This is a genomic window from Marinobacter sp. SBS5, from assembly GCF_048285575.1.
Lineage (GTDB): Bacteria > Pseudomonadota > Gammaproteobacteria > Pseudomonadales > Oleiphilaceae > Marinobacter.
The window spans coordinates 460,685-483,691 of record NZ_JBLWAZ010000004.1 but is presented as its reverse complement, the minus strand read 5'-3'; the positions used below and the strand labels follow the sequence as shown (position 1 = coordinate 483,691).

General features: G+C 55.0%; 14 protein-coding genes. 6 read left to right on the top strand and 8 right to left on the bottom strand.

The window, feature by feature from the left end; translation table 11 throughout:
• Positions 1-3 precede the first annotated feature (3 nt).
• From yidD to rpmH, 3 genes are read right to left on the bottom strand one after another with little or no spacing between them, the layout of a single operon-like run.
• On the bottom strand, positions 4-297 hold the full coding sequence (yidD, locus tag ACNQ6O_RS13750; protein ID WP_418053796.1) for a membrane protein insertion efficiency factor YidD: 294 nt from the start codon (positions 295-297) through the stop codon (positions 4-6).
• Positions 297-695, bottom strand: a complete 399-nt coding sequence (gene rnpA / locus ACNQ6O_RS13745; protein ID WP_418053795.1) for a ribonuclease P protein component — start codon at positions 693-695, stop codon at positions 297-299. The genes yidD and rnpA overlap by 1 nt, the downstream gene beginning before the upstream one ends.
• 15 nt (positions 696-710) lie before the next feature.
• Positions 711-845, bottom strand: a complete 135-nt coding sequence (gene rpmH, locus ACNQ6O_RS13740; RefSeq protein WP_008172542.1) for a 50S ribosomal protein L34 — start codon at positions 843-845, stop codon at positions 711-713.
• 642 nt (positions 846-1,487) lie between these two features.
• On the opposite strand from rpmH, the gene dnaA reads away from it, so the two are divergent.
• The 5 genes from dnaA (at position 1,488) to gyrB (ending at position 9,138) form a co-directional block, all read left to right on the top strand.
• A complete protein-coding gene (dnaA, locus tag ACNQ6O_RS13735) occupies positions 1,488-2,957 on the top strand; it encodes a chromosomal replication initiator protein DnaA (protein ID WP_418053794.1) in 1,470 nt (489 codons plus the stop codon).
• Between the two features lie 54 nt (positions 2,958-3,011).
• Positions 3,012-4,115 (top strand): DNA polymerase III subunit beta, encoded by a 1,104-nt coding sequence (gene dnaN, locus ACNQ6O_RS13730; protein ID WP_418053793.1) that lies wholly within the window; start codon positions 3,012-3,014, stop codon positions 4,113-4,115.
• A gap of 18 nt (positions 4,116-4,133) precedes the next feature.
• Positions 4,134-5,405 (top strand): ABC1 kinase family protein, encoded by a 1,272-nt coding sequence (locus ACNQ6O_RS13725; RefSeq protein ID WP_418053792.1) that lies wholly within the window; start codon positions 4,134-4,136, stop codon positions 5,403-5,405.
• Between the two features lie 109 nt (positions 5,406-5,514).
• Positions 5,515-6,648 (top strand): DNA replication/repair protein RecF, encoded by a 1,134-nt coding sequence (gene recF / locus ACNQ6O_RS13720; RefSeq protein ID WP_418053791.1) that lies wholly within the window; start codon positions 5,515-5,517, stop codon positions 6,646-6,648.
• Positions 6,649-6,723: 75 nt separating this feature from the next.
• Complete coding sequence (gene gyrB / locus ACNQ6O_RS13715; RefSeq protein ID WP_418053790.1) at positions 6,724-9,138, top strand: DNA topoisomerase (ATP-hydrolyzing) subunit B; 2,415 nt, start codon at positions 6,724-6,726, stop codon at positions 9,136-9,138.
• An 82-nt stretch (positions 9,139-9,220) separates the two neighbouring features.
• On the opposite strand, the gene ACNQ6O_RS13710 is transcribed toward gyrB, so the two are convergent.
• Together ACNQ6O_RS13710 and gabT are read right to left on the bottom strand one after the other, a co-directional pair.
• Positions 9,221-9,982 (bottom strand): VC0807 family protein, encoded by a 762-nt coding sequence (locus tag ACNQ6O_RS13710; RefSeq protein WP_418053789.1) that lies wholly within the window; start codon positions 9,980-9,982, stop codon positions 9,221-9,223.
• Positions 9,983-10,160: 178 nt separating this feature from the next.
• Entirely contained in the window at positions 10,161-11,438 is a 1,278-nt protein-coding gene (gene gabT, locus ACNQ6O_RS13705; RefSeq protein WP_418053788.1) for a 4-aminobutyrate--2-oxoglutarate transaminase, read from the bottom strand.
• 187 nt (positions 11,439-11,625) lie between these two features.
• Here gabT and ACNQ6O_RS13700 point away from each other — a divergent pair, with 187 nt between their 5' ends.
• Entirely contained in the window at positions 11,626-13,428 is a 1,803-nt protein-coding gene (locus ACNQ6O_RS13700) for an ABCB family ABC transporter ATP-binding protein/permease (RefSeq protein ID WP_418053787.1), read from the top strand.
• Here the strand turns inward: ACNQ6O_RS13700 and recD are convergent.
• From recD to recC, 3 genes are read right to left on the bottom strand one after another with little or no spacing between them, the layout of a single operon-like run.
• Positions 13,425-15,683: an exodeoxyribonuclease V subunit alpha gene (gene recD / locus ACNQ6O_RS13695; RefSeq protein WP_418053786.1), complete on the bottom strand. Its 2,259-nt coding sequence runs from the start codon at positions 15,681-15,683 to the stop codon at positions 13,425-13,427. The genes ACNQ6O_RS13700 and recD overlap by 4 nt on opposite strands.
• Positions 15,680-19,405, bottom strand: a complete 3,726-nt coding sequence (recB, locus tag ACNQ6O_RS13690; protein WP_418053785.1) for an exodeoxyribonuclease V subunit beta — start codon at positions 19,403-19,405, stop codon at positions 15,680-15,682. The genes recD and recB overlap by 4 nt, the downstream gene beginning before the upstream one ends.
• The gene (recC, locus tag ACNQ6O_RS13685) at positions 19,402-22,995 is read right to left on the bottom strand and encodes an exodeoxyribonuclease V subunit gamma (protein ID WP_418053784.1); all 3,594 of its coding nucleotides are present in this window, start codon (positions 22,993-22,995) and stop codon (positions 19,402-19,404) included. The genes recB and recC overlap by 4 nt, the downstream gene beginning before the upstream one ends.
• Positions 22,996-23,007: the final 12 nt, after the last annotated feature.

The following is a 23,007-nucleotide window of genomic DNA, read 5'->3' as shown; positions in this document are numbered from 1 at the left end:
AACTTAGTGTCTGGTCTGAGTAGTGGATTGGAGCGGTTCGATTGGGCTAGCTGTCACTTCCCGATGTGTATCCCTGTTGGATTCAGTGCCTGGCACTGGATCATAACCGGCATCTCCCCATGGATGACACCTCAACAAACGTGCACCAGCCAAGTAACTGCCTTTGAGTGCTCCGTGATGTTGAATAGCCTCGACGGCGTATTGTGAACAGGTAGGAGTGTGTCGGCAATGGCTAGCCATCATGGGACTGATAGCGTACTGGTAGAAACGTATGGGTAACAGCAGAAGTTGACGCATTACTCGTTGCCTTGAGCGTTCGCATCCGACTGGGTCATGGCAACCTGGCGATACTTTTTCTTCACCCTGCGCCAAATGTCGTTCAGTGATGAACGTACATCGGGGTTTTCAAGCTTATTCAGCCCTTGCCTGCCTAAAACAATAATATCGAGGCTAGGTAAATCCTGTTGCAGTCTGAATGTTTCCCTGACTTGGCGTTTTATCCGGTTTCTTTGAACGGCATGACGCAAGTTTTTCTTTGAGAAAATCAGACCGACCCTGGCGTGACCGAGGTTATTCGGGGCAGCCAGGATCAGAAAATTCCTGTGCGGAACCTTCAGCTGCACGTCATCAAAGACTTTGCCGTAATCTGCAGGCTTCAGAAGCCGAACGGATTTTGGAAACGTCAAAGCCTTCATGAGGCAGAAGTCAGCTTACGCAGACAGACGTGCGCGGCCTTTGGCACGACGACGGGAGATCACCTTACGGCCGTTAGCAGTCGCCATACGGGCACGGAAGCCGTGAACACGCTTGCGCTTCAGGACGCTCGGTTGGAATGTTCTTTTCATGATGATGTTCTCACAAATCGTAAATTGAAATTTGTAACTGGCTGCAAAATAGACAGCTGAAACAGGAGCGGCATTCTAGTCAAATCTGGGGGGAAGATCAATCGAAGTCTGAAGTGTAGACGAAGTTTTCTAGATGGGTAGATACCGCAACGACGAATAATAAATGTATTAGGTTCTTTTAAATTTCTTTTAAAGATTAATTATTACTGTTATTACGCACCCTGTTTTCTGTGGATAAGCAAAAAAAAACCAATAATAACAGTAGGATGGATTAATGATAAGGCTTGTGACATGTGTGGCTAAGCCCTGTGGGTAAGACCAAGACGGATTGTGAACAAGTGGCGTTTTGGATCTCGGGTCGAGTTATGCATGGATCGGTGCAGAGCTTTCACACAGGGCTCTACCCCGGATGTGCACAAGGTTCTGTGCATAACTATTTTTGAATCAATTTCTGTACACAAGCTTGTAGATATGTCTGTAACAGATTGAAAGGGCAGTTTAATTGTTTCCACAGGGTGTTCATTACCTAGATGAACGCCCTTTTCCTAGAGGGCTGGGCGGGGTAGAATTCGGGGTCATCTTGAATAACGGGGCAAGTTTTCCCCGTTGAGAGCATAGTCAGGTAGTTGGGAGCAGGCGGTCTTGCCGAATAGTATGTGGCATCAATGTCTTGAAGTACTTCGGGATGAATTTCCCGCACAACAGTTTAATACCTGGTTACGACCCCTTCAGTCCGATCATCGTGAAGGGCTGTTGATGCTGTTTGCTCCAAACCGCTTTGTTATGGATTGGGTCAACGAAAAATATCTCAGGCGTATAGAAGAAGTATTGAAAGATCTGAATGGAGGCCAGGCGCCCCGGGTTCAGATGAAAGTGGGCTCGGCACCTAAGCCTGATGACCCTGTGGTCAGATCCGTCCCTGAAGTGGATGAGACGGGGCATGCCGTTACCGAAGAAGAAAAGAGCGTTGCGGCTACCGCCGTGCAGCGGAGCGCGTCACCCAGCCAACCTGCGAGTCAGCCAGCACCGACAACGCCTTCAGTGGGTGGCGGCCAGCGCCGATCGGTACAGGTAGAAGGTGACATCAAGCACCAAAGCTTCCTTAATGAAACCTTTACGTTCGATACCTTCGTCGAGGGTAAATCGAACCAATTAGCCCGTGCAGCGTCGATGCAGGTTGCCGAGAATCCGGGCGGCGCCTACAACCCACTGTTTCTATATGGTGGCGTTGGTTTGGGTAAAACCCACCTGATGCATGCCATTGGCAATGAAATTGTTCGCCGTAATCCGAAAGCGAAAGTCGCTTACTTGCGTTCGGAACGTTTTGTCGCGGACATGGTCAAGGCGCTGCAATTGAACGCCATCAACGAATTCAAGCGTTACTACCGTTCGGTGGATGCGTTGTTGATCGACGACATCCAGTTTTTTGCCCGCAAAGAGCGTTCTCAGGAAGAGTTTTTCCACACCTTTAACGCACTGTTGGAAGGTGGTCAGCAAGTGATCGTAACCTGTGACCGCTTCCCGAAAGAAATTGTGGATATGGAAGAACGCCTCAAATCCCGATTCGGTTGGGGTTTGACGGTGATGGTTGAGCCGCCGGAACTGGAAACCCGGGTGGCGATTTTGATGAAAAAGGCCGATCAGGCGAAGGTGAAACTGAGCAGCGAAGCTGCGTTCTTTATCGCTCAGAAAATTCGTTCAAACGTGCGAGAGTTAGAAGGAGCGCTACGTTTGGTGATAGCGAATGCTCACTTCACTGGCTCTGAAATTACTCCCCCCTTTATTAGGGAGAGCTTGAAAGATCTGCTTGCTCTGCACGAAAAGCAGGTCAGTATGGATAACATCCAAAGAACGGTCGCTGAATATTATAAAATCAAAGTGTCTGATCTGTTGTCCAAGCGGCGCACCCGCACGGTGACTCGCCCCCGGCAAGTGGCCATGCTGTTATCTAAGGAATTGACCAACCACAGCTTGCCTGAAATTGGTGATGCTTTTGGCGGGCGCGACCATACCACCGTGCTGCACGCCTGCAAGAAAGTCCGAGAACTCCAAGAGACCGACCCGGGCATCCGGGAGGACTACCAAAACTTTATGAGATTACTGACCACCTGATGCGAAGGGTGGCAAGTTAATAACATTCACTTCCGATAACTGAAGCCGAGTGCCATGAAACTGACAATCAGCCGTGAATCCCTGCTTACTCCGCTGCAAAGCATTGCTGGCGTTGTGGAAAAGAAACAAACCATGCCGGTTCTGTCGAACGTGTTGTTGGAAGCTGAAGACAACACCTTGACGCTCACCGGTACCAACATGGAAGTCGAGCTGGTTGGCCGGGTAACGCCGGTGCACGTGGACCAGCCAGGTAGGATTACGGTTCCTGCGCGTAAGCTGTCCGACATCTGCCGTGCCTTGGGTGACGAAGCACCGATTGAACTGGCACAGGAAGGCGACCGGTTGCACGTTCGTGCCGGTAACTCCCATTTCACTTTGTCGACCTTGCCGGCTGAGCATTTTCCGAACGTGGAAGACGAGCCAGAAAGTTTTCGTTTGGAGCTTCCGCAGAAAGAACTGGGCCGCATGTTGGATGCCACGGCTTTCGCGATGGCACAGCAAGACGTTCGTTACTATCTCAATGGCCTGTTGCTGGAAGTGGATGCCGGTCACGTACGTACCGTCGCTACGGACGGTCACCGACTGGCGTTGGCGCACTTTGATATGGACACCGGTTGTCCGGAACCGCGTCAGGTGATTGTGCCGCGTAAAGGTATTCTGGAATTGGCTCGTTTGTTGGATGACGATGAGTCTCCGGTGACCTTGGTGATTGGCGACAATCATCTGCGGGCAACCGTGGGCTCTTATACCTTCACCTCCAAATTGATTGAAGGGAAATTCCCGGACTATAACCGCGTTATCCCACGCGGCGGCGATAAAGTTGTTATGGCTGACCGCGCCACGCTGAAAAATACCTTACAGCGTGCGGGTATTCTGTCGCATGAAAACATTCGTGGCGTGCGTTTGAATCTCAAGCCCGGCGAGCTCGAAGTCTTCGCCAACAACCCTGATCAGGAACAGGCCGAAGATGCACTGCCTGTGGACTATCAGGGCGAATCCCTTCAGATCGGTTTTAATGTAGGCTACCTGATCGATGTGATGAATGCGCTCAGCGATGCTCAGGTGAAGGTGACCTTATCCAACCCGAACAGCAGTGCATTGATCGAAGCCGAAAACGATAACGGTTGTATGTACGTTGTCATGCCGATGCGTTTGTAATTGTTGCGGGAGAAGTTGATGGGACCTGTAGTGAATGGAATCAAAGGTGCGTTCAGAATTGGCCAAACCCTGAGTGTGCTTGGCCGCACTGGCCTGAATTGGGTGCGGGGGGATCGCCCCCCTGCCCCGAAGCTGTTACGCCAGACCTTCGAGAATCTAGGTTCGACCTATATCAAGCTCGGGCAGTTCATTGCCAGTTCGCCGACTTTCTTCCCGAAAGAATACGTTGAGGAGTTTCAGTTCTGCCTCGACAGCACGCCGAACTTGCCCTTCAGTGTCATCAAAAAGATCATCCGGGATGAGCTGGGTCGCCCGATTAACGAGGTTTACTCGGAAATCGATCCGGTGGCTCTGGCCTCTGCGTCCATTGCACAAGTGCATGCGGCCAAACTGGTAACCGGTGAAGACGTGGTGATCAAGGTTCAGAAACCGGGTGTGGAAAACATTCTGCTGACGGATCTGAATTTCCTTTACCTCTCCGCACGTCTTCTGGAAACTTTGGCACCCAAGTTATCTTGGACTTCCCTGTCCGGTATTGTCGATGAAATCCAGAAAACCATGATGGAAGAATGTGACTTCATCAAGGAAGCCAATAACTTGAAGGTGTTCCGGGATTTCCTTGAAAGCACCGACAATGAAGAGGCGACCGTACCTCAGGTGTACGAACACTGCAGCAGCCGTCGTATTTTAACGATGGAACGCTTTTACGGTGTTCCGTTAACGGATCTCGAAAGCATTCGTGGTTATGCCAAAGATCCGGAACGCACCTTGATCACCGCCATGAATACCTGGTTCTCGAGTTTGACCCAGTGTGAATTTTTCCATGCGGATGTACACGCGGGGAATCTAATGGTGTTGAAAGATGGCCGGGTCGGTTTTATCGACTTCGGTATCGTTGGTCGAATTAAACCCGACACCTGGCAAGCGGTAAGCGATTTCATTTCTGCGATTATGGTGGGGAACTTCGAAGGCATGGCCGATGCCATGATTCGAATAGGCATCACCCATCGTGAAGTCCAAGTTCAGGATTTGGCGGCCGACCTCCAACGTTTGTATAAACAGATGGACCGAATGGTGCCGGACGAAAGTGCTTACCAGATGGAGCAGGCCGAAGACGACGTTAACCACATATTGATGGACATGGTGAAAGTCGGTGAAAGTCATGGACTGCACTTCCCGCGTGAATTCGCCCTATTGCTCAAACAGTTCCTCTATTTCGATCGCTATGTTCACATCATGGCGCCGGAAATGGATGTGTTCATGGATGATCGGCTAACCATGCTGCATTAACGAGCGAAGAGGCATAGCTTCTTGTACACTAAGGCAATGCTGGTATCAGCATTGCCTTTTGTTTTTTAAGGGTTCAAGTTCTCCATCTGATATTGAGATTCCCTTCTCTATGGCGCTAGTGAAACTCCAGACTCAGTGGTTTCGAAACCTGGAGCGTGAACCCGTTCGGTTCTCCCCTTCTTTTAACCTTCTATACGGTGCCAACGGTAGCGGCAAGTCCAGTGTGCTCGAAGCCATTGGTTATTTGGGCCTTGGCCGTTCGTTCCGGATCTCTCGTCATCAAGCTGTGGTTTCACACGGTCAGAGTAAACTAACCGTTTTCGGGGTCTTGGATGCCGGGCTGGATGAGCATGGGCAGGGTGACGGTAGTATTGAATCGGTGGAACATCGTGTGGGTATCTCGCGCGACATTGCATCGAAAGAAACCTTGTTGCGGGTAAATGGTGAGGCGGTTCGCAGCTTATCTTCCTTGGCGAAGCGGTTACCCGTTTCCGTCATCGATCCGGGCGTGTTTGATATCGTTGCGGGTGGCCCGGGCAAGCGTCGGCAGTTTCTGGATTGGTTAGTGTTCCACGTGGAACCTTCGTTTTCATCTTTGTGGCAACAATGTCAGAGGGTGACATCACAGCGGAATCAAACGCTCAGAAATGGTAGAATCGATGAGTCGTTGATGAGGGTATGGGATAATCAGTTTGCAGTGCTTGCTGAATCTCTCAGCGACACTAGAACCGCGGTTTTCCACAAGTTCAAAAGTGCCTTCGATGATGTGCTCAAAGAACTGGACGCCGGATGGACGGATGGCCTGAAGCTCGAGTTTTATCCGGGCTGGGATCGTAGCCATTCTCTGGTTGATGTACTGAAGAATCACAGAGAACAAGAACGCCGGATGGGGCATACGCTTTATGGTCCAAACCGTGCTGATATACGCCTAAAATTGGGCGGTCGTCCAGTGGCAGAGACATTCTCGCGTGGACAGCAAAAGACCTTGGTCATTCTTATGAAGATTGCCCAAGGCAAGGTTTTAAGTGATCTGGGGAAACAGGTCACTTTTTTGCTGGATGATATTAATGCCGAGCTGGATGTCCGTCACCGGATCATGCTTGCCCGGAAACTCCAGGATTTACGTTGCCAGGTGTTTATTACGTCCATCGAACACCCCGAACCGGATGTGTTGTGGACGGATAGACAGGCACCAGAATACAGAATGTTCCACGTGGAACATGGAAAATTGACGGAAGAATAAACTGGGTAAGGTTGCAGCAGATCCTTTAAGTACTGCTGAATCTGTTACCGGGTATCACCTTCAGGAGTCTCGTTAATGAGTGAGTCGAATTACAATTCCTCCAGTATCAAAGTCCTAAAAGGGCTGGATGCGGTGCGTAAACGCCCGGGCATGTACATCGGTGATACCGATGATGGAACCGGTCTGCACCACATGGTCTTTGAATTGGTGGATAACTCCATCGATGAGGCTTTGGCAGGTCACTGTTCTGAAATCGGTGTGCTGATTCATCCGGATGAGTCCGTCACCGTTCAGGATAACGGTCGTGGTATCCCTGTGGATATTCACGAAGGAGAAGGTGTTTCTGCCGCAGAAGTAATCATGACCGTCCTGCACGCAGGCGGTAAGTTCGATGACAACTCCTACAAAGTATCAGGCGGTCTTCACGGTGTAGGTGTTTCTGTTGTTAACGCCCTCTCCTCAAAGTTGACGTTGACCATTCGTCGTAATGGCAGGGTGTATGAGCAGACTTATACACACGGTGTTCCGAACGCACCCTTGGGTGAAGTGGGTGAAACCGATGCATCAGGCACCAAGGTACACTTTATTCCGTCACCTGAAACCTTCACCCAGATTCAGTTCCACTACGATATCTTGGCGAAGCGCCTGCGGGAACTAGCGTTCCTGAACAGTGGCGTGCGTATCCGTTTGACCGATGAGCGCAGTGGCCGAGAGGAAGTGTTTGAGTACGAAGGTGGATTGCGCGCGTTCGTTGAGCACTTGAATACGAACAAGACGCCCATCAACCAGGTATTCCACTTTAACCGAGAGCGTGAAGACGGCATTGCTGTGGAAGTGGCGATGCAGTGGAACGATGCGTTCCAGGAAAACCTCTACTGCTTTACCAACAACATTCCCCAGCGTGATGGTGGTACACACTTGGCAGGCTTCCGCGCTGCCCTCACCCGCTCGTTGAACAACTACATCGAGCATGAAGGCCTGGGCAAGAAGGCGAAGGTGGCCACCTCCGGTGACGATGCACGGGAAGGTTTGACGGCTATTGTCAGCGTGAAAGTGCCTGATCCGAAATTCTCCTCCCAGACCAAGGATAAGCTGGTTTCTTCAGAGGTGAAGACCGCGGTTGAGCAGGAGCTGTACCAAAGCTTTGCCGAATACCTGCAAGAGCATCCGAACGAAGCCAAACTGATCGTGAACAAGATGATCGAAGCGGCTCGTGCTCGTGAAGCAGCCCGTAAAGCCCGTGATATGACTCGCCGGAAAGGTGCGCTGGATATCGCTGGTCTGCCGGGCAAACTGGCGGATTGTCAGGAAAAAGACCCCGCCCTCTCTGAACTGTTCATAGTGGAGGGTGACTCTGCGGGTGGTAGTGCCAAGCAGGGTCGTGACCGGAAGACGCAGGCTATCCTGCCTCTGAAAGGTAAAATCCTGAACGTAGAGAAGGCGCGCTTCGATAAGATGTTGTCCTCTGCCGAGGTTGGCACGCTGATCACTGCATTGGGTTGCGGTATCGGCCGAGAGGAATTTGATCCTGACAAGCTGCGTTACCACTCCATTATCATCATGACGGACGCCGACGTGGATGGATCTCACATCCGCACCCTGCTGCTCACCTTCCTGTTCCGTCAAATGCGGGAAATCATCGAGCGTGGCCATGTCTTTATTGCTATGCCGCCGCTGTACAAGGTCAAGCGTGGTAAGCAGGAGCAGTACCTGAAGGATGAGAAAGCCAAGGTGGCTTACCTCACACAGACTGCTATCGATGGCGCTCAGTTGTTTGTAAACCCGGATGCCCCTGCGATCAAGGATTCCGCTTTGGAAACCATGATCAAGGACTACCAGGCCGTCATGAACATGATCGAGCGCTTGTCCCGTGCCTACCCGGCCAAGGTGCTGGAGCAGATGGTTTACAACGATACCCTGACGTTTGAACAGCTGAAAGACGAAGCCGCCGTTGCCGCTTGGGTCGGCCGCTTGGGTGACGGCTTGGAGCTGGATACTCGCACGGGCACCAAGTACACCTTCTCCGTAACACGGGATGAAGAGCGTAACTTGTTCCTGCCAAAGGTGACGGTGTTCATGCACGGTATTCCGTATGAGCATGTATTTGGTCATGACTTCTTTGAGTCAACGTCTTACAAGGCGATTGCCGATCTGGGAGAGACCCTTGAGGGTCTGATCGAAGAAGGCGCCTACATCCAGCGTGGCGAGCGCAAGCAACCGGTTCTGTCTTTTGCCGGCGCACTGGCGTGGTTGATGAAGGAAGCTCAGCGCGGCTTAAACATTCAGCGCTATAAAGGGCTGGGTGAGATGAACCCGGAGCAGCTTTGGGAGACCACTATGGATCCTGAAAGCCGTCGGATGATGAAGGTCACCATCGAGGATGCCTTTGCGGCAGACCAGATCTTCACAACCTTGATGGGGGACGATGTTGAGCCCCGCCGTGAATTTATCCAGACCAATGCACTGGAAGTTACCAACCTGGATATCTGATTCATCAGAACATCCGGTACAAAAAAACGGTGGTCTCCGAAAGGAGCCACCGTTTTTTTATTGAAAGAATAAACTGGGCGAATTACTTAGAAGACTGCGCCCTCTTCCGCTCTTTTTCCTTCTCTTTTTCAATCAGGTGCGGAGACATTACCTCTTCCAGCGTGTGCCCGGTAAGCCGGCGAATAGTCCGCCACAGGTACCAGAAGATCAGCATCATCATCACCATGGACGGAATAGCGATCATCGGGTAGCTGACCAGTGTCATGCGCCCCAGCTCTTCGTTAAAGGCTTGTGTACCAGCCGGACTGACCACAATCCACTTGGCCAGCACGTAGTTCATGATGGATGAGAACAGGAAGGTACCGGCGAAAAAGTAACTGGCTTTCAACAGACGGTTTTCGAATTCATCCACACTGTCCCGCTCTTCCAGCGACTGGTGAATCTTATCCACATCCAGCACATTCGGGTTATACAGCAGCGTTCTTACTAATGGGTACTTGGTACGGGTAGAGATCAACACCGCTAGACCAATCACGGCGGGAATGGCCGCTTCTTTGATGGCTAGCCAGCCGGCATCCAGTTCAAGCAGACCAATACCTCCGGTTAAGGCGACACTGATCAGGCCTAACAGAGCAATAAAGTTCTTTTTGCGATACCGGATCAGTTCGAACAAGCCCCAGCTTAGAGGGAACGCTAAACCGATGATCAGTGCGTTCACGCTGCCCAGATGCTCGTCGCCACTGAACTTCATAAGAATGACTGAAGGGATGACGATACTGACCAGAAGATCGACCCACGGGCGTGGCTGGTGGTCAGGAATAGTCGGGGAATTCGGGGACGTCATGATTACCGCCTGATAAATAGTTCAACGAGAGGAATAACACAGCTGAAGCCGCTTAGGCCTCCAGCAGTATACGATGAATTGAAAGGCCAAGGTAACCGCTTCCGGAGGTGTGCTTGTCTGGAAAACGGCACTAGGAAAAACGCCGGGCGTTGGCCCGGCATGCCTAGATTACGCGGGTTCAGGCGCCGGTTTCTTTGAGGCATTCCTCAACAATCGCCAGGCCTTCTTCCAGTATGTCGTCCTCAATCGTAACAGGCATCAGAAAGCGTAAGGTGTTGCCGAACATGCCGCAGCTGAGCAGTATCAGGCCTTTCTCTTTGGCTCTCTTGGTAACCGAAGCGGCTAGATCCGGAAGCGGCTTCCGTGAGCTTTTACTTTCCACCAGTTCAAAGGCTGCCATCGGGCCCAGATTTCGGACGTTATCCACATGGGCAAATTGCGTTTGCCATTGTTCGAAGCGTTTTCGCAAGGTTTCGCCCAAGCGCTGGCTTTTGCCCAGTATGTCTTCCTGCTCGATCACGTCAAATACGGCCAGAGCTGCCGCACAAGCCGTGGGGCTGCCTGTGTACGTGCCACCCAAGGAGTTGGGCCCGGAGGCGTCCATCACCTTGTCGGTGCCAACCACGGCGGAAATGGGCATACCGTCAGCCATGGATTTGGCCATGGTCATGATGTCCGGTTCAACGCCGCTGTGTTCAATCGCAAACAGTTTTCCGGTGCGGCCAAAGCCGCTCTGAACCTCATCGACGATTAGCAGGATGTTGTTGTCATCGCAGAACTGCCGTAGTGCTTGAAGAAAACTTGTCGGGGCCGCATAGAAACCGCCCTCCCCCAGTACCGGTTCCAGAACAATGGCGGCAGTATCCTGTGCGGGCGAATCAGTCTTCACGGTCATCATCAGGCCGCGGAGCGCATCGTCCTCGGAGACACCGTGGTACGGAACAGGGTATGGCGCCCGGTAAACCAGCCCGGGCATCGGGCCGAATGAGGTTTGGTAGGGCGCGGCCTTGCCGTTCATGGCCATGGTGAAGAACGTTCGGCCGTGATAACCGCCATCGAAACAGATGATGTTGGGCTTGCCGGTGGCAGCGCGGGCAATCTTGACGGCATTTTCCAGCGCCTCGGCGCCGGAGTTGGCCAGCATGACTTTAGCGTGGCCCCGAATCGGCGTGACTTCACTCAGCTTCTGGGCGACTTTCACATAGCCCTCGTAGGGCATCACGGTCTGGCAGGTGTGCATCAGTTTATCGAGCTGTGCTTTTACCGCGGTCACCACTTTCGGATGGCGATGACCGATGTTGAGGACACCAATGCCCCCGGCAAAATCGATCATTCGTTTACCATCGGCGTCCCACAATTCCGCGTTCAGGGCATGATCGGCAAATTGTTCATTGGGACTAGCGGCCCCTGCAGCCACGTACCGCTCTTTGAGTGCTTGCAGTTCTTGGTTGTTCACGTGTGCATCCCCCTGCGTCCGAGTGACGAATGTCTAACTTCAGTGTAGGAAGTACGCCGGCAGTACACAAACCGACCACAGAGGGCGGCAGGCACACGCCTGCGTTCTGCAGTAAACTCAGGCCGGTATCTGGATAACTTTATCCACAGCCTGATAACTGATTCCGCTCTGAACTTGAGGATGCCCTGTGCGCGCTTACGCCGATAACGATTACCCAGCCGACCACAAACCCGATTGGAAGCTGGTTGCCGGGCTCTGGCCTTATCTGGCCGAATTTCGTGGCCGGGTTGTGCTGGCGCTGTCTCTGCTGGTGCTGGCGAAGCTGGCCACGGTCGCCACGCCCATAGCGCTGAAATACATTGTCGACTATCTGGACCAGACCCATGCAGCCGACGTAGTGCTGTGGATCCCGGTGCTGTTGGTGTTGGCATACGGTGGCCTGCGCTTCGGCAGTACCCTGTTCAGCGAATTAAGGGACGCGGTGTTTGCCCGAGTCGCTGAACGGGCTATGCGGCGGGTGTCTTTGCGAGTATTCGAGCACTTGCATCAGCGAGAGCTGAGTTTTCATCTGGACCGAAAGACCGGCGGACTGGCACGGGACATTGAACGCGGTACCAACGGCATCAGTTTCCTGCTGCGCTTTACCTTGTTCAACATTGTACCCACGCTGCTGGAAATCCTGATGGTTGCCGGCATTCTGTTGGTAGTATTCAACGTCGGTTACGTACTGGCCATATTGGTGGCGGTAGTGGTGTATGTGGTGTATTCCATCAAAATTACGGAATGGCGCACCCAATTTGTCCGGGAAGCCAACGCGCGGGACAACGAGTCCAATTCACGGGCGATCGATAGTCTGCTGAACTACGAGACTGTCAAATACTTCAACAACGAGCGTTATGAGGCAGAGCTGTACGACCAGGATCTGGATAGCTGGGAACAGGCACGTCTGAAGAACCGGCTATCACTGGCGGCCCTGAACACCGGCCAGGCGTTGATTATCGGTGTTGCGCTGATTGTCATCATGACGATGGCCGTGCGGGAAGTAGCCAGCGGTGAGATTACGTTGGGCGATTTCACCATGGTGAACGCCTATTTGTTGCAGCTGTTTATCCCGCTGAACGCTTTGGGGTTCGTTTATCGGGAAATTCGTCAGGCCCTGGTAAACGTAGAACGCTTGTTCAAACTGCTTGGGGATAAACCGGCGATTCAGGACGCACCAAACGCCACCGAACTGGCTGTGGATAACTCGGAAGTCCGGTTTGAGCACATTCATTTTGCCTATCGGGCAGACCGGCCGATTCTTCAGGACGTTAACTTCTCGATTCCGGCTGGCCATACCGTGGCGGTGGTCGGTGCCAGTGGCGCCGGCAAGTCTACCCTCGCCCGTTTGTTGTTCCGCTTTTACGATGTGGGTAACGGGAGCATCTGCATTAACGGGCAGGATATTCGGCAAGTGGCTCAGGACAGTCTGCGCTCGGCCATTGGCGTGGTGCCGCAGGACACGGTGTTATTCAACGATACACTCTACCGGAATCTAGCCTATGGCCGCCCGGATGCAACCGAGGAAGAGGTGCATCAGGCTGCTCGGATGGCCCATCTGGAAAACTTTATCCACAGCCTGCCGGACGGTTACAACACCAAGGTGGGTGAGCGGGGTTTGAAACTTTCGGGCGGGGAAAAACAACGGGTGGCCATCGCCCGGGTGATCTTGAAGAACCCGCCCATTCTGATTCTGGATGAAGCGACCTCGTCACTGGACTCGTTGTCCGAGCAAGCGATCCTGAGCGCGTTGAAAGAAGTAAGCCAGCAACGCACTACCTTGGTGATTGCCCACCGGCTTTCGACGGTCCGTGATGCCAATACGATTCTGGTGATGGATGCGGGCCGTATTGTCGAGAGCGGCAGTCATAACGAGTTGCTGGCCCACGGCGGCTACTACGCTCATTTGTGGGAGCAGCAGCACCGCAGTGATGACGACAGCGAGGCTTAATCCTCGCTGAGGCGTTGGGCCAGACCTGAGGCGCGTACAACCTGTGTCTCGACGCTGTCCTGCAACACCTTGGCGTCGCCAGTGATCAGACTGAACCAGTGCCTGGCTCGAGTAATCCCGGTATACACCAGTTCTTTAGTCAATACCGGGCTGAGCCGGTCGGGCAGCACCAGACAGGTGTGGATAAACTCCGAACCCTGAGATTTATGCACAGTCATCGCGTACACCGTTTCCAGTTGCTGCAGCCGGCTGGGGGAAATCCAGCGGATACCTTCGCTGCTGTCACCACTCGGGAAGGCCACTCGCAGGGTATCTTTGGCATCGCCGTTGGCGGTTTTATCCCAAGGTACACGGAAGGCAATGCCGATATCGCCGTTCATCAAGCCGAGGTTGTAGTCGTTACCGGTCACTAGCACCGGACGGCCGGGGTACCAGCCTTCCGCTCGTGAAATCAGTTTTTCCGACAGCAGGTGTTTAGCCACCCGATCGTTCAAACCTTCCACGCCCCAAGGCCCTCGGCGCAGCGCACAGAGGATCTGGAAGTCGTTGAAGGCGTTCAGTACCTGAAGTGCCAGCGCATCCCATGCTTCGCGGGGACTGTCTGCATTGAGGTTATGATCCCGCATCATTTCGAGGTAGTGACGATAGCCCACCGGTGGCGGCAGCGCTTCACCGTTCACGACCCTGCCCTTGCCAGCGTTACGAAAACCCTCCGGACTGCCGGTAATGGCATGCTGGCAGATTTGATCCAGAGTCGTTTCCAGCTCGGGCTTTTGCGTGTGGCCATTCAGCCAGATCACGTCATCGAACTCGGCTTCGCGCATTTTCTGGCGCACGAAGTTATCCACAGCACCACCATTGACCGCCTCGGACACAGCACGAATGCCACTGCCCTCACCGAAACGGTAACTCTTGCGCAGCATTGCTACCGCTTGGTCCAAGGCATGGCCGTGGGTGTCGATCAAGGTCTCTGGTACCTGAGTACCCGTAATGGAGGCGAGCCAGGCGGCGGTATTTGGCGTGTAATGGCCTACCTTGGCGCGCTGGCACAATTCACCCAGCACAGCACCGGCATCCACCGAGGCCAGCTGGTCTTTGTCCCCTAATAGGATCAGCTGGGCTTGGGCGGGCAGCGCATCGAACACCGAAGCGATGAGGTCTACATCGACCATGGACGCTTCATCGATCACCAGAATATCCACCATCAACGGGTTATCTTGGTTATGCCGGAACTTACGGGAGTCCGGGCGGCTGCCGAGTAGCCGATGCAGAGTGGTGACTTTGGTGGGGATATCGTCCAGTACAACTTGTCCGGGCAACTCAGTAAAAGGCAAACGGTTGGCCGCTCCGGAAATGGATTCGTTCAGGCGCGCGGCGGCTTTACCGGTCGGCGCCGCGAGGCGAATGCGGTATTTGCGACCTGCTCGTTCTGGGGATTCACCCGCGACCGCTTGTAGTGCCGCCAGCAGCTTCACCACGGTGGTGGTTTTCCCGGTGCCCGGGCCGCCGGTGATCACCGAGAAGCAGCTGCGAGCAGCCACGGCACAAGCGAGCTTCTGGTAGTCGATGTCTTCGCTCGGAGCGAACAGCGTGTTCAAAGCCTGCGAGAGCGTGCGCGCGGCGGGCGCATCGGGCTCCGCCACTGGGGATGGCAAAGCCAACCGTTGCAAAATGCCCTCGGCAATACGCTGCTCGTAACGCCACAGCCGGCGCAGGTAAAGCCGGCCTTCGGTCAGAATCAAAGGTGACATGCGGGTGCCTTCACTGACCGCGAAGGATTCCGACAATGCGGATACGCAATCCGACAGAGTTATTCGGGCCAGTAGATCCTCCGGTTTCAGGTGGTTCAAATCCAGGGGCGTGGCTTGATTCAAGTTATCCACAAGTGGCTGCGCCTCGTTGGAAGATTCCTCCGGGGGGAGCGACAAGGTGGCATCGGCGTCGTCCAGCAGAGTGGCCAGATCAATGCACACGTGGCCTCGGCCGACTTGGTGGGAGATCAATGCCGCCAACAGAAACACCAGGGGATGCAGTGGCTCACCCTGCTCTTCGGACAAATCCCGAAGGAGTCGGGCAAAGCCCAGATCCAGAGGTCGAATCCACTCAGCCTGCTGCCATTGTTCCAGCAGTGCATCGGTTTTATCCACAGTGGCCAACAAGCGTGAGTTATCCACAGTCGGGTTTGAGGGCTCAACAGTGTTCTCATCACCCAAATCCATCGTCATCTGGTGGTCATTATTTCGGGTACGGCTCATGCGGCCACCTCCCCTGAAGCAGAGTCGCCATCAAACAAGGCATCCAGTTGCTCGATCAGCGCCTTCGGTGGTTTGTCGACGAACGCGCCACCGGTGGCAGAGTTCACGCCTCGCAGGAACAGATACACCGCGCCTCCAATATGCTGGTCGTAGTCGTAATTCGGCAAACGGGCTGTTAGCAAACGGTGCAGGGCCAGGAGGTAAAGCACGTACTGCAAGTCGTAGCGTTTATCCAGAATGGCCTCACCCATGGCTTGGTCGGTGTAGGCACTGTCATCTTCACCCAAAGTATTGGATTTATAATCCAGCACGTAATACTGCCCGTTGTGCTCGAACACCAAATCAATAAACCCTTTGATCATGCCATTGAAGCGTTTTGCCTCGGCCTGCGGTCGGTCGGCGGCGTTGAGCGTGTGTGCTTTAACCAACTCGTCGAGCTTTTGCACATTGACGTTGCGGCTTTCGAACCAGAATTCCAGTTCCGGGCGCAGGCTGGTTAGCTCGGCCAGGCTCACACGTTCATCGCCCGAGCGTTGCAGTGGGATGGGCTGAGTCATCAGCGCCAGCAGCCAGTGCTGCAAGGGTTCAACCCAATCACTCCAGCCGCGAGTACTGCAGCGGCGGGTCAGTTGCTCCCGCAGTTGCTCGGGGTTATCCACAACCCACTGGAAGCCGTGGTGGGTGCACCATTCCAACAGCTCATGCAGGAAGGTGCCGGGGCCCGCGCCTTTCGGAAAGTGGTGATGGTTTCGCTGGTCTGCCACCACTGCAGTGTCTTCCTCGGTATTCTGGGCGCTTTCTTCCAGCAAGTTCTGGGTTTCAGCGTCTTCAACCTCACCGGTGAACACAATGCCGGTGCCAGCCATACCGGTGTATTCGATCGACGAATAGCTGGCAATCCACCAGTCTTCTTTGGCTTCCCGGCTGGAAACCAGTGCCGGACCAAGGGCTTCCGGTGCCTGTTCGGTGTAGAGTGTGTCTTCCGGTTCCGGTAGCGGAGTGACTGTAATCTCCGGCCTGCCCTCACCCAAGGTGTTCAGGCACTGGCCGATGCTTTCTGCCCCGCTGCCGGAAATCAGGTATCCCAGCCCGCTTTGTTGCCAGTTATCGAGGGCTGCGGCACCCACCCAAGTGGCGAACCTTGCCCGGGTCAGCGCTACGTAGATCTTACGGATGTCTTCGCCCAAGCGTTCCTGATCGGCTTTGGCGACATCCTCGGCACTCGGGTCGAATACGGTGATCAGTTTGTTGTCGCTGTCGTGGTAGCTGACAAACGACTGCTTTTCACTCTGGGCCCGGTAGGCGGTGCCAAAGGGCAGGAACACCAAGGGATATTCCAGGCCTTTGGACTTATGCACAGTAATCACTTTCACCAAGGCGGCATCGCTTTCGAGGCGCAGTGTGCGGTGTTCATCTTCCTCGTCGGCAGCGCGAAGAATTTGGGTGAAATGGTGTACCAGCGCGTGTTCGCCGTCCAGCTGCAGGCTGTCTTGTTGCAGCAGTTCGGCAATGTGCAGAATGTCGGTCAACCGGCGCTCGCCATCGGGCCGTTGGAGCAAACGACCGGGCACTTCAAAATCCATCAGGAAGCTGCGCAGCATCGGCAGCACGCCTTGGTTCTGCCACTGCTGTTGATAACCTATAAAGCGCTCTATTTCCCGTTCCAGCACCAGCTCATCGGTGAGCAACTGGTTCATCGCCTGCCAGGATTGACCCAAAGTGGGGGTTGCCAGCGCAGCCCGGATGTAAGCCAGTTGCCGGGGTTCGGCAAAGGCTCGCAACCACGACAACACTTCTTTGGCTTCCGGCGACGTCAGCACCGAGCCCCGGTCGGACAAGTAAACGCTTTTGATGCGCCGGCGGCCCAAGGCATCGCGAACGGCACTGGCTTCATCCCGGTTGTTGACCAGCACGGCAATGTCTTGCGGGCTGACCGGTTCCAGATCGTTCGGATCATCCTGCAACACAAAACCAGCCTTCTGGCCCTGCCCCAGCGTTAGCAGGCGCGCAATTTCACTGGCACAGGTTTCGGCGATATCGGCGGTGGCGGTGCCTTTGGCGATCGCTTTGGGGCTGCCGTCTTTATGGGTATCGCCGGATTCGTGGGTCCAGAATATCAGGCTGGGTTGCGGTTCTCCGGTCACCGACCACACCCGTTTGGTGCCGTTGGCCGCGACACCCTGAAACGGCAAGGGTGAGGTATCGCCCTGACCAAACAGGAAGGCACCGTTGCGGCTGTGTTGGTCGCTGTATTCGAAGACCCGGTTTACAGCGGACACCATGGTTTGTGCAGAGCGGAAGTTTGTCCCCAAGGTGTAGGTGCGGTCTTGCACTCCTTGGCGAGCCTGTAGATACGTGTAGATATCCGCGCCTCGGAAACCGTAGATGGCCTGTTTCGGGTCACCGATCATCAGTAGGCAGGTATCTGGGTTGTTCTCTTCAACCTGGTAAATACGGTCGAAAATCCGGTACTGAACCGGGTCGGTATCCTGAAATTCATCAATCAATGCAACCGGAAACTGGCGGCGAATGGTGGCGGCCAGTTGTTCGCCCCGAGGGCCGTGCAGGGCATCGTCCAGCCGCGTCAGTAGATCGTCAAAGCCCATTTCCGAGCGTTTCTGTTTTTCATCTTCCAGCCGTTGGGCGATCCAGTGACTGGCGTGGCGCAGGATGTCGGATTTCGCGCTGGGCTGGTTCTGGCCGAATTCCATCAGGTCTTCGATGGCGTCGAACGCCGGATGATGCGGGGCCGGATCGTCGCCTTTCAGGATGTTATCCAACCCTTCGGGGGTCTGGTTTTTGAAGCCCGCGGCTGAGTCCAGCTTCTCCGGTAGCAAGTCGTTGGAGCCAGCCCAATCCACCAAGGTGTCCCAGACTTTCAGCATGGCGTTCTTGCTGCCACCGTGTAGCCGCTTGTTTTTGTTGAGCTCGTTCAGCAGATCGGCTACTTCCCCCTGCCACTTGGCCCAGTCGTAGCGTTTCAGCGCTTTTGACTGGTTTTCTCTTGCGGTGACCGCCTGTTCGATGGCGTTATGCACATCTGTGGGTGGCGTGCCGAGGCTTTCGGGATCGCCGATTAGGTTGCGGACGGCCGCACGAAGATCCGTTGGGGTTTTCCAGTGACTCAGGGCTTCATCCATCAGTGCCGGCGGTAGTGGGTAAACAAAGGTACGCCAGTAATCCCGGGCGACCTCGTCCAACAACTCGCTCTGGTCGGTTTCCAGCGTAAGTTTGAACAGGCTGCCACTGTCGAAGGCGTGCTCGCTCAACATGCGGTTGCAGAAGCCGTGGATGGTGGATACCGCGGCTTCGTCCATCCACTCCGCGGCGAGCAGCAGTTTTTTGCGGCAGTCGGGCCAGCTGGCCGGGTCCGGGTAGCTGTCGTCCCGTAGTTTGTGGATAAGTGCCGTTTCCGGTGATGGCTCAAGGCTGGCGGCGTGCTCGGAAAACACCTCGGCGGCCTGGGTCAGCCGGGTGCGGATACGGTCCCGGAGTTCTTTGGTGGCTGCTTCGGTAAAGGTCACCACCAGCAGGTTGGGCGGCAAGAGGTCCTGCAACGGGCTTTGTTCCGTCTGGCCGTGGCCTAGCACTAAACGCACATACAGAATGGCGATGGTAAAGGTTTTCCCAGTACCGGCACTGGCTTCGATCAGGGCGCTGCCGTTCAGGGGCAACGCCAACGGGTCGAGATTGGGGTTTCGCTTGTTCGTTTGCTCTGTCATTCCATGTTCTCGATCTGTTCAGCCGCGGACTTGCCCTGCTCTGCTTCCCACAGGGGTACATATAAGTCGTGCAAGAGCGCTTCAAATTCTCCACTGGCCATGAGTGATTCCGGGGTTTCGAAGGCACCGCGCAGGTAGCCGGTGTCTCTGCTCAACGCAGTGGTATAGGCGTTCTCGGCTTCATCAATGGCGCGTTCATGATTGCCCACGTGTTTCTTGCCGCCGTAGAAACTGGTGACCCAGGCAAAACCGGCATCGCAGTGAATCGGCAAGGCCCGGGTGGTGGCTTCCATCCAGCGCTTCACAACGGTTTCAAAGTGGTGCTTGGCGGTCTCGGTTGTCATTGGGGCAAAGGTAAACTTGCGGTCTTCTTCCTTACCCAGAATCAGCGTTGCAAACGGTTGGCCGCTGAGTTGCCCGGCGAGATGAATTAACCAGTCCCGCAGTAGGTTGGCGTAGCGTACTTTCCGATTGGAGCCCGAGCCGGTAAGCAGACCAGAGTTGGCGACCACCAGCCGGCACAAATCACCGCTGGGGTTGCGGCGCAGGCCATCAATCAGGTCGGCCACCTCCACGACACCGGTGGTATTTTCAAACGCGTAGTTGAAGGCCAAGGGTTCAGCCACGGCTTCCGGCCATTCTGCCAGTGCGATTTGGTAGCGCCCGAACAGGTTCGGCAAGCGCCCGGACAATTCGCTGCGCAGGCGGTGCTCAGTCACTCCCATGCCGAGATCACCCCGCCGTGCCATGCGGTCCAGCGTGGTTTCCAGCCGCTTGTTCAGTTCCTCTTCGGTACCGGCTTTGAGCAGGCTCTGCTGAATCAGTTCGTTATCCAGCCGCCAACGGTCCAGCCCGTTCAGGTCGAAGTTTTCGTTGTCGGTATCGTCGTCTTCCACCTCTTCAAAACGCACCTGAAGGCGGCGTTGATAGAAGGTATCGATGGGCTTTTTCAGAAAGCCGGCCAGGTCATTCAGGCTAATAGGCTCTTCCGGCGCCTGATACGGCAATGGGGTTTGAGTTTGTGCTGCCGGTTCAACCCCGTGGGCGCTGCGCCATTCCCGTTCATAGGTGAACAAGTTTCGGCTTTCCAGAACCTCAGCCAGAGGCTTGGCGGTGTCTTCCGAGCTGTTTTCTTTTGCATTGGCCTTGGGGAAGTAATCGCGGCTGAAGGGCTGCAACGGGTGTTGGGTGGTCAGCGCTTTCGTTACCTTCTGGCCCGGCTGCCCCGATACTGTCCACAGGCTGTCGAGGTGATCCTGAAGCTGGCCCACCAGCACCGATGGCGGCCGCTCGGAATCGTCCTTGATGCTGCGCCCTACCCAGCTGATGTACAGCTGTTCGCGTGCTGATAATAAAGCTTCCAAGAACAAATAGCGGTCGTCCTCGCGGCGGGAGCGATCTCCCGGGCGGTAGTCTTGGGCCATCAGATCAAAATCCACAGGTGGTCGGGAGCGGGGGTAATCGCCGTCGTTCATCCCGAGCAGGCACACTTTGCGAAAGGGAATCGCCCGCATAGGCATCAGGGTGGCGAAGTTGACCTTGCTGGCCAGGAAACGCTGGTTCAGGCCGCCTTCGTCCAAGCCGGACAGCAACACATCTTTGACGATATTGAGCGGCAGGGACTGATCGCTCAACCCGGCCGCCAGGGCATTTTCCAGCCATTGCTCCAGATGCCGGCGGAAGCGGTTAAGCAGCAACAGGTCACTGCCTTCTACCTTGTGGAAAAACTGCTCCAACATGCCCGAGAACAGCGTCTCCCACTGCTCGGGGGTGCGTTGGGTTTGCAGTGCCTGCCACAAGGTTTCCAGTTGATGCACAAAGTCACTGAGCCGGCCGGCCAGATCGGCTTGCAGGCCGCCGATTTCGCCATAGGGCTCTACGCCTGCCCAAGGGTCGTCCTCACCCATGCCGTAACCTAGCAGCATGGATCTAAGCCCCGATTGCCAGGTATTGCGGTCCAGTTCTGCGGGTAAATCCAGACTTTCCCGGTGTTGACCGTGCAGGCCCCAGCGGATGTTGGCCCCTTCCACCCAACGCCGGGCCAGCGGAATATCGTCTTCGTGGATGCCAAAGCGATCCCGAATGCCGGGGACTTCCAGCAGGCTGATGATTTCACTCACACCGAAGCGACTGCGGGGCAACGACATCAGCGTTTCCAGTGCGATCAACACCGGTTCGTGGTGGCGCTGCCCTTGGTCAGAAATGGTGAACGGAATGTGGCGTTTACGACCGGGTTGGTAACGGCCAAACACCGCCTGAATATGAGGGGCGTATACGTTGATGTCGGGCACCATCACGATGACATCGCGGGGCCGAAGGTTCGGGGCGGCATTAAAGGCTGCCAGCAGCTGATCGTGAAGAACTTCTACTTCTCGCTGAGGACCGTGGGCTTCGTGAAAGGCAATGGAATAATCCTGGGTCAGGTCCAGCTCGCGGGCTTGCTCTCGAATTTCCTGCAGCGGTGTCAGGTTGTAGATGTCATTCTGCAGTTGGTTCAACAGGCTGGGGGCCTCCCCGTTGCCGTGCTCCGAGAAGATATCGATCTTCTGGTCCGGGGTCTGGAAGCTGCTGCGGTATTCCTCCGGGTTGTCGAATTCGTCCAGCAGGCGAATATAGTCCCGGCCTTGTTTGCCCCAAGCCGCCAGCAACGGGTTGGCGTGTTGGTGCAGTTGGTCTTTATCATCGATCTGCGACAGTACCGGATGGGCCAAGCCACGTTTACGGTTGGCGCGAAGCAGTTCCCGGTCGCTGATGATATCGGCCCAGTAAAACTGGCTGGGGTTGTGCACACACAGCACCACCTGACTAAAACGGCTAAGCACGTACAGTGCTTCCAAAGCCTGTCGCGGCAGTGAGGAAACGCCAAACACGACGATGCGTTTGGGCAGTCGGGCCGGGTTAGCGGGCGTGGTGATGCGCTGGCCCTGTTCCATAAAACGAGTGTGTATTTGCGAACGGCTGGTACGTGAGGCTTCGCCCACATCTTCAACCAGCTTGCGCCACAACAACGGCTGCCAGAGAGTTTCCGGTGTCAGTGGTTTTTCTTCGCCCCTGGGCGTAATGAGAACATCCCGGCCCTGCTCCCAAGCAGCGAGCCAGTCGGCGCGGAAGACCTGATATTGGTCGAACAGATCCGCCACTTTTTCAGCCAACTGGAAGTTCCGCAGTTCGGTGTCGGTGCCTTCCAGAAAACGGGCTAGCGGAGTGAAGGCTTCGTCTTGCCCGACCAGTTCGGGTAAAAGCCGGTATAACCGCCACACCAGCCGGCTTTTATCGAAGGGTGACTGCTCGGGTACTTCGCCGTCCGGTAACACTGCTCGGTAGGCTTGCCAGATAAAACGGGCCGGGAATAGAAAGTCCATGCCGGCAGCAATACCCAGCCCGCCTTCCATGCCGTCTTCGGTGCGCTTTTCAGCCAGTGCCAGCTTCAACCATTGGGCAATGCCGTTACTTTGCACCAGAAACGTTTCGCTCTGTAGCGGCGGCATCGGGTTTTGCCGGCAGATGTACACCACCGCCCGGCGCAGATCTTCCAGATGGTTGGCGTGGATGGCGTGAAAGCCGGGTTCAATACTGTTGGTCTCAGGCATACCAGTGTTATC

Coding starts and splice junctions, on each gene's coding strand:
- yidD (WP_418053796.1), bottom strand. CDS start 297: ATGCGTCAACTTCTGCTGTTACCCATACGTTTCTACCAGTACGCTATC.
- rnpA (WP_418053795.1), bottom strand. CDS start 695: ATGAAGGCTTTGACGTTTCCAAAATCCGTTCGGCTTCTGAAGCCTGCA.
- rpmH (WP_008172542.1), bottom strand. CDS start 845: ATGAAAAGAACATTCCAACCGAGCGTCCTGAAGCGCAAGCGTGTTCAC.
- dnaN (WP_418053793.1), top strand. CDS start 3,012: ATGAAACTGACAATCAGCCGTGAATCCCTGCTTACTCCGCTGCAAAGC.
- ACNQ6O_RS13725 (WP_418053792.1), top strand. CDS start 4,134: ATGGGACCTGTAGTGAATGGAATCAAAGGTGCGTTCAGAATTGGCCAA.
- recF (WP_418053791.1), top strand. CDS start 5,515: ATGGCGCTAGTGAAACTCCAGACTCAGTGGTTTCGAAACCTGGAGCGT.
- gyrB (WP_418053790.1), top strand. CDS start 6,724: ATGAGTGAGTCGAATTACAATTCCTCCAGTATCAAAGTCCTAAAAGGG.
- ACNQ6O_RS13710 (WP_418053789.1), bottom strand. CDS start 9,982: ATGACGTCCCCGAATTCCCCGACTATTCCTGACCACCAGCCACGCCCG.
- recD (WP_418053786.1), bottom strand. CDS start 15,683: ATGAGCCGTACCCGAAATAATGACCACCAGATGACGATGGATTTGGGT.
- recB (WP_418053785.1), bottom strand. CDS start 19,405: ATGACAGAGCAAACGAACAAGCGAAACCCCAATCTCGACCCGTTGGCG.
- recC (WP_418053784.1), bottom strand. CDS start 22,995: ATGCCTGAGACCAACAGTATTGAACCCGGCTTTCACGCCATCCACGCC.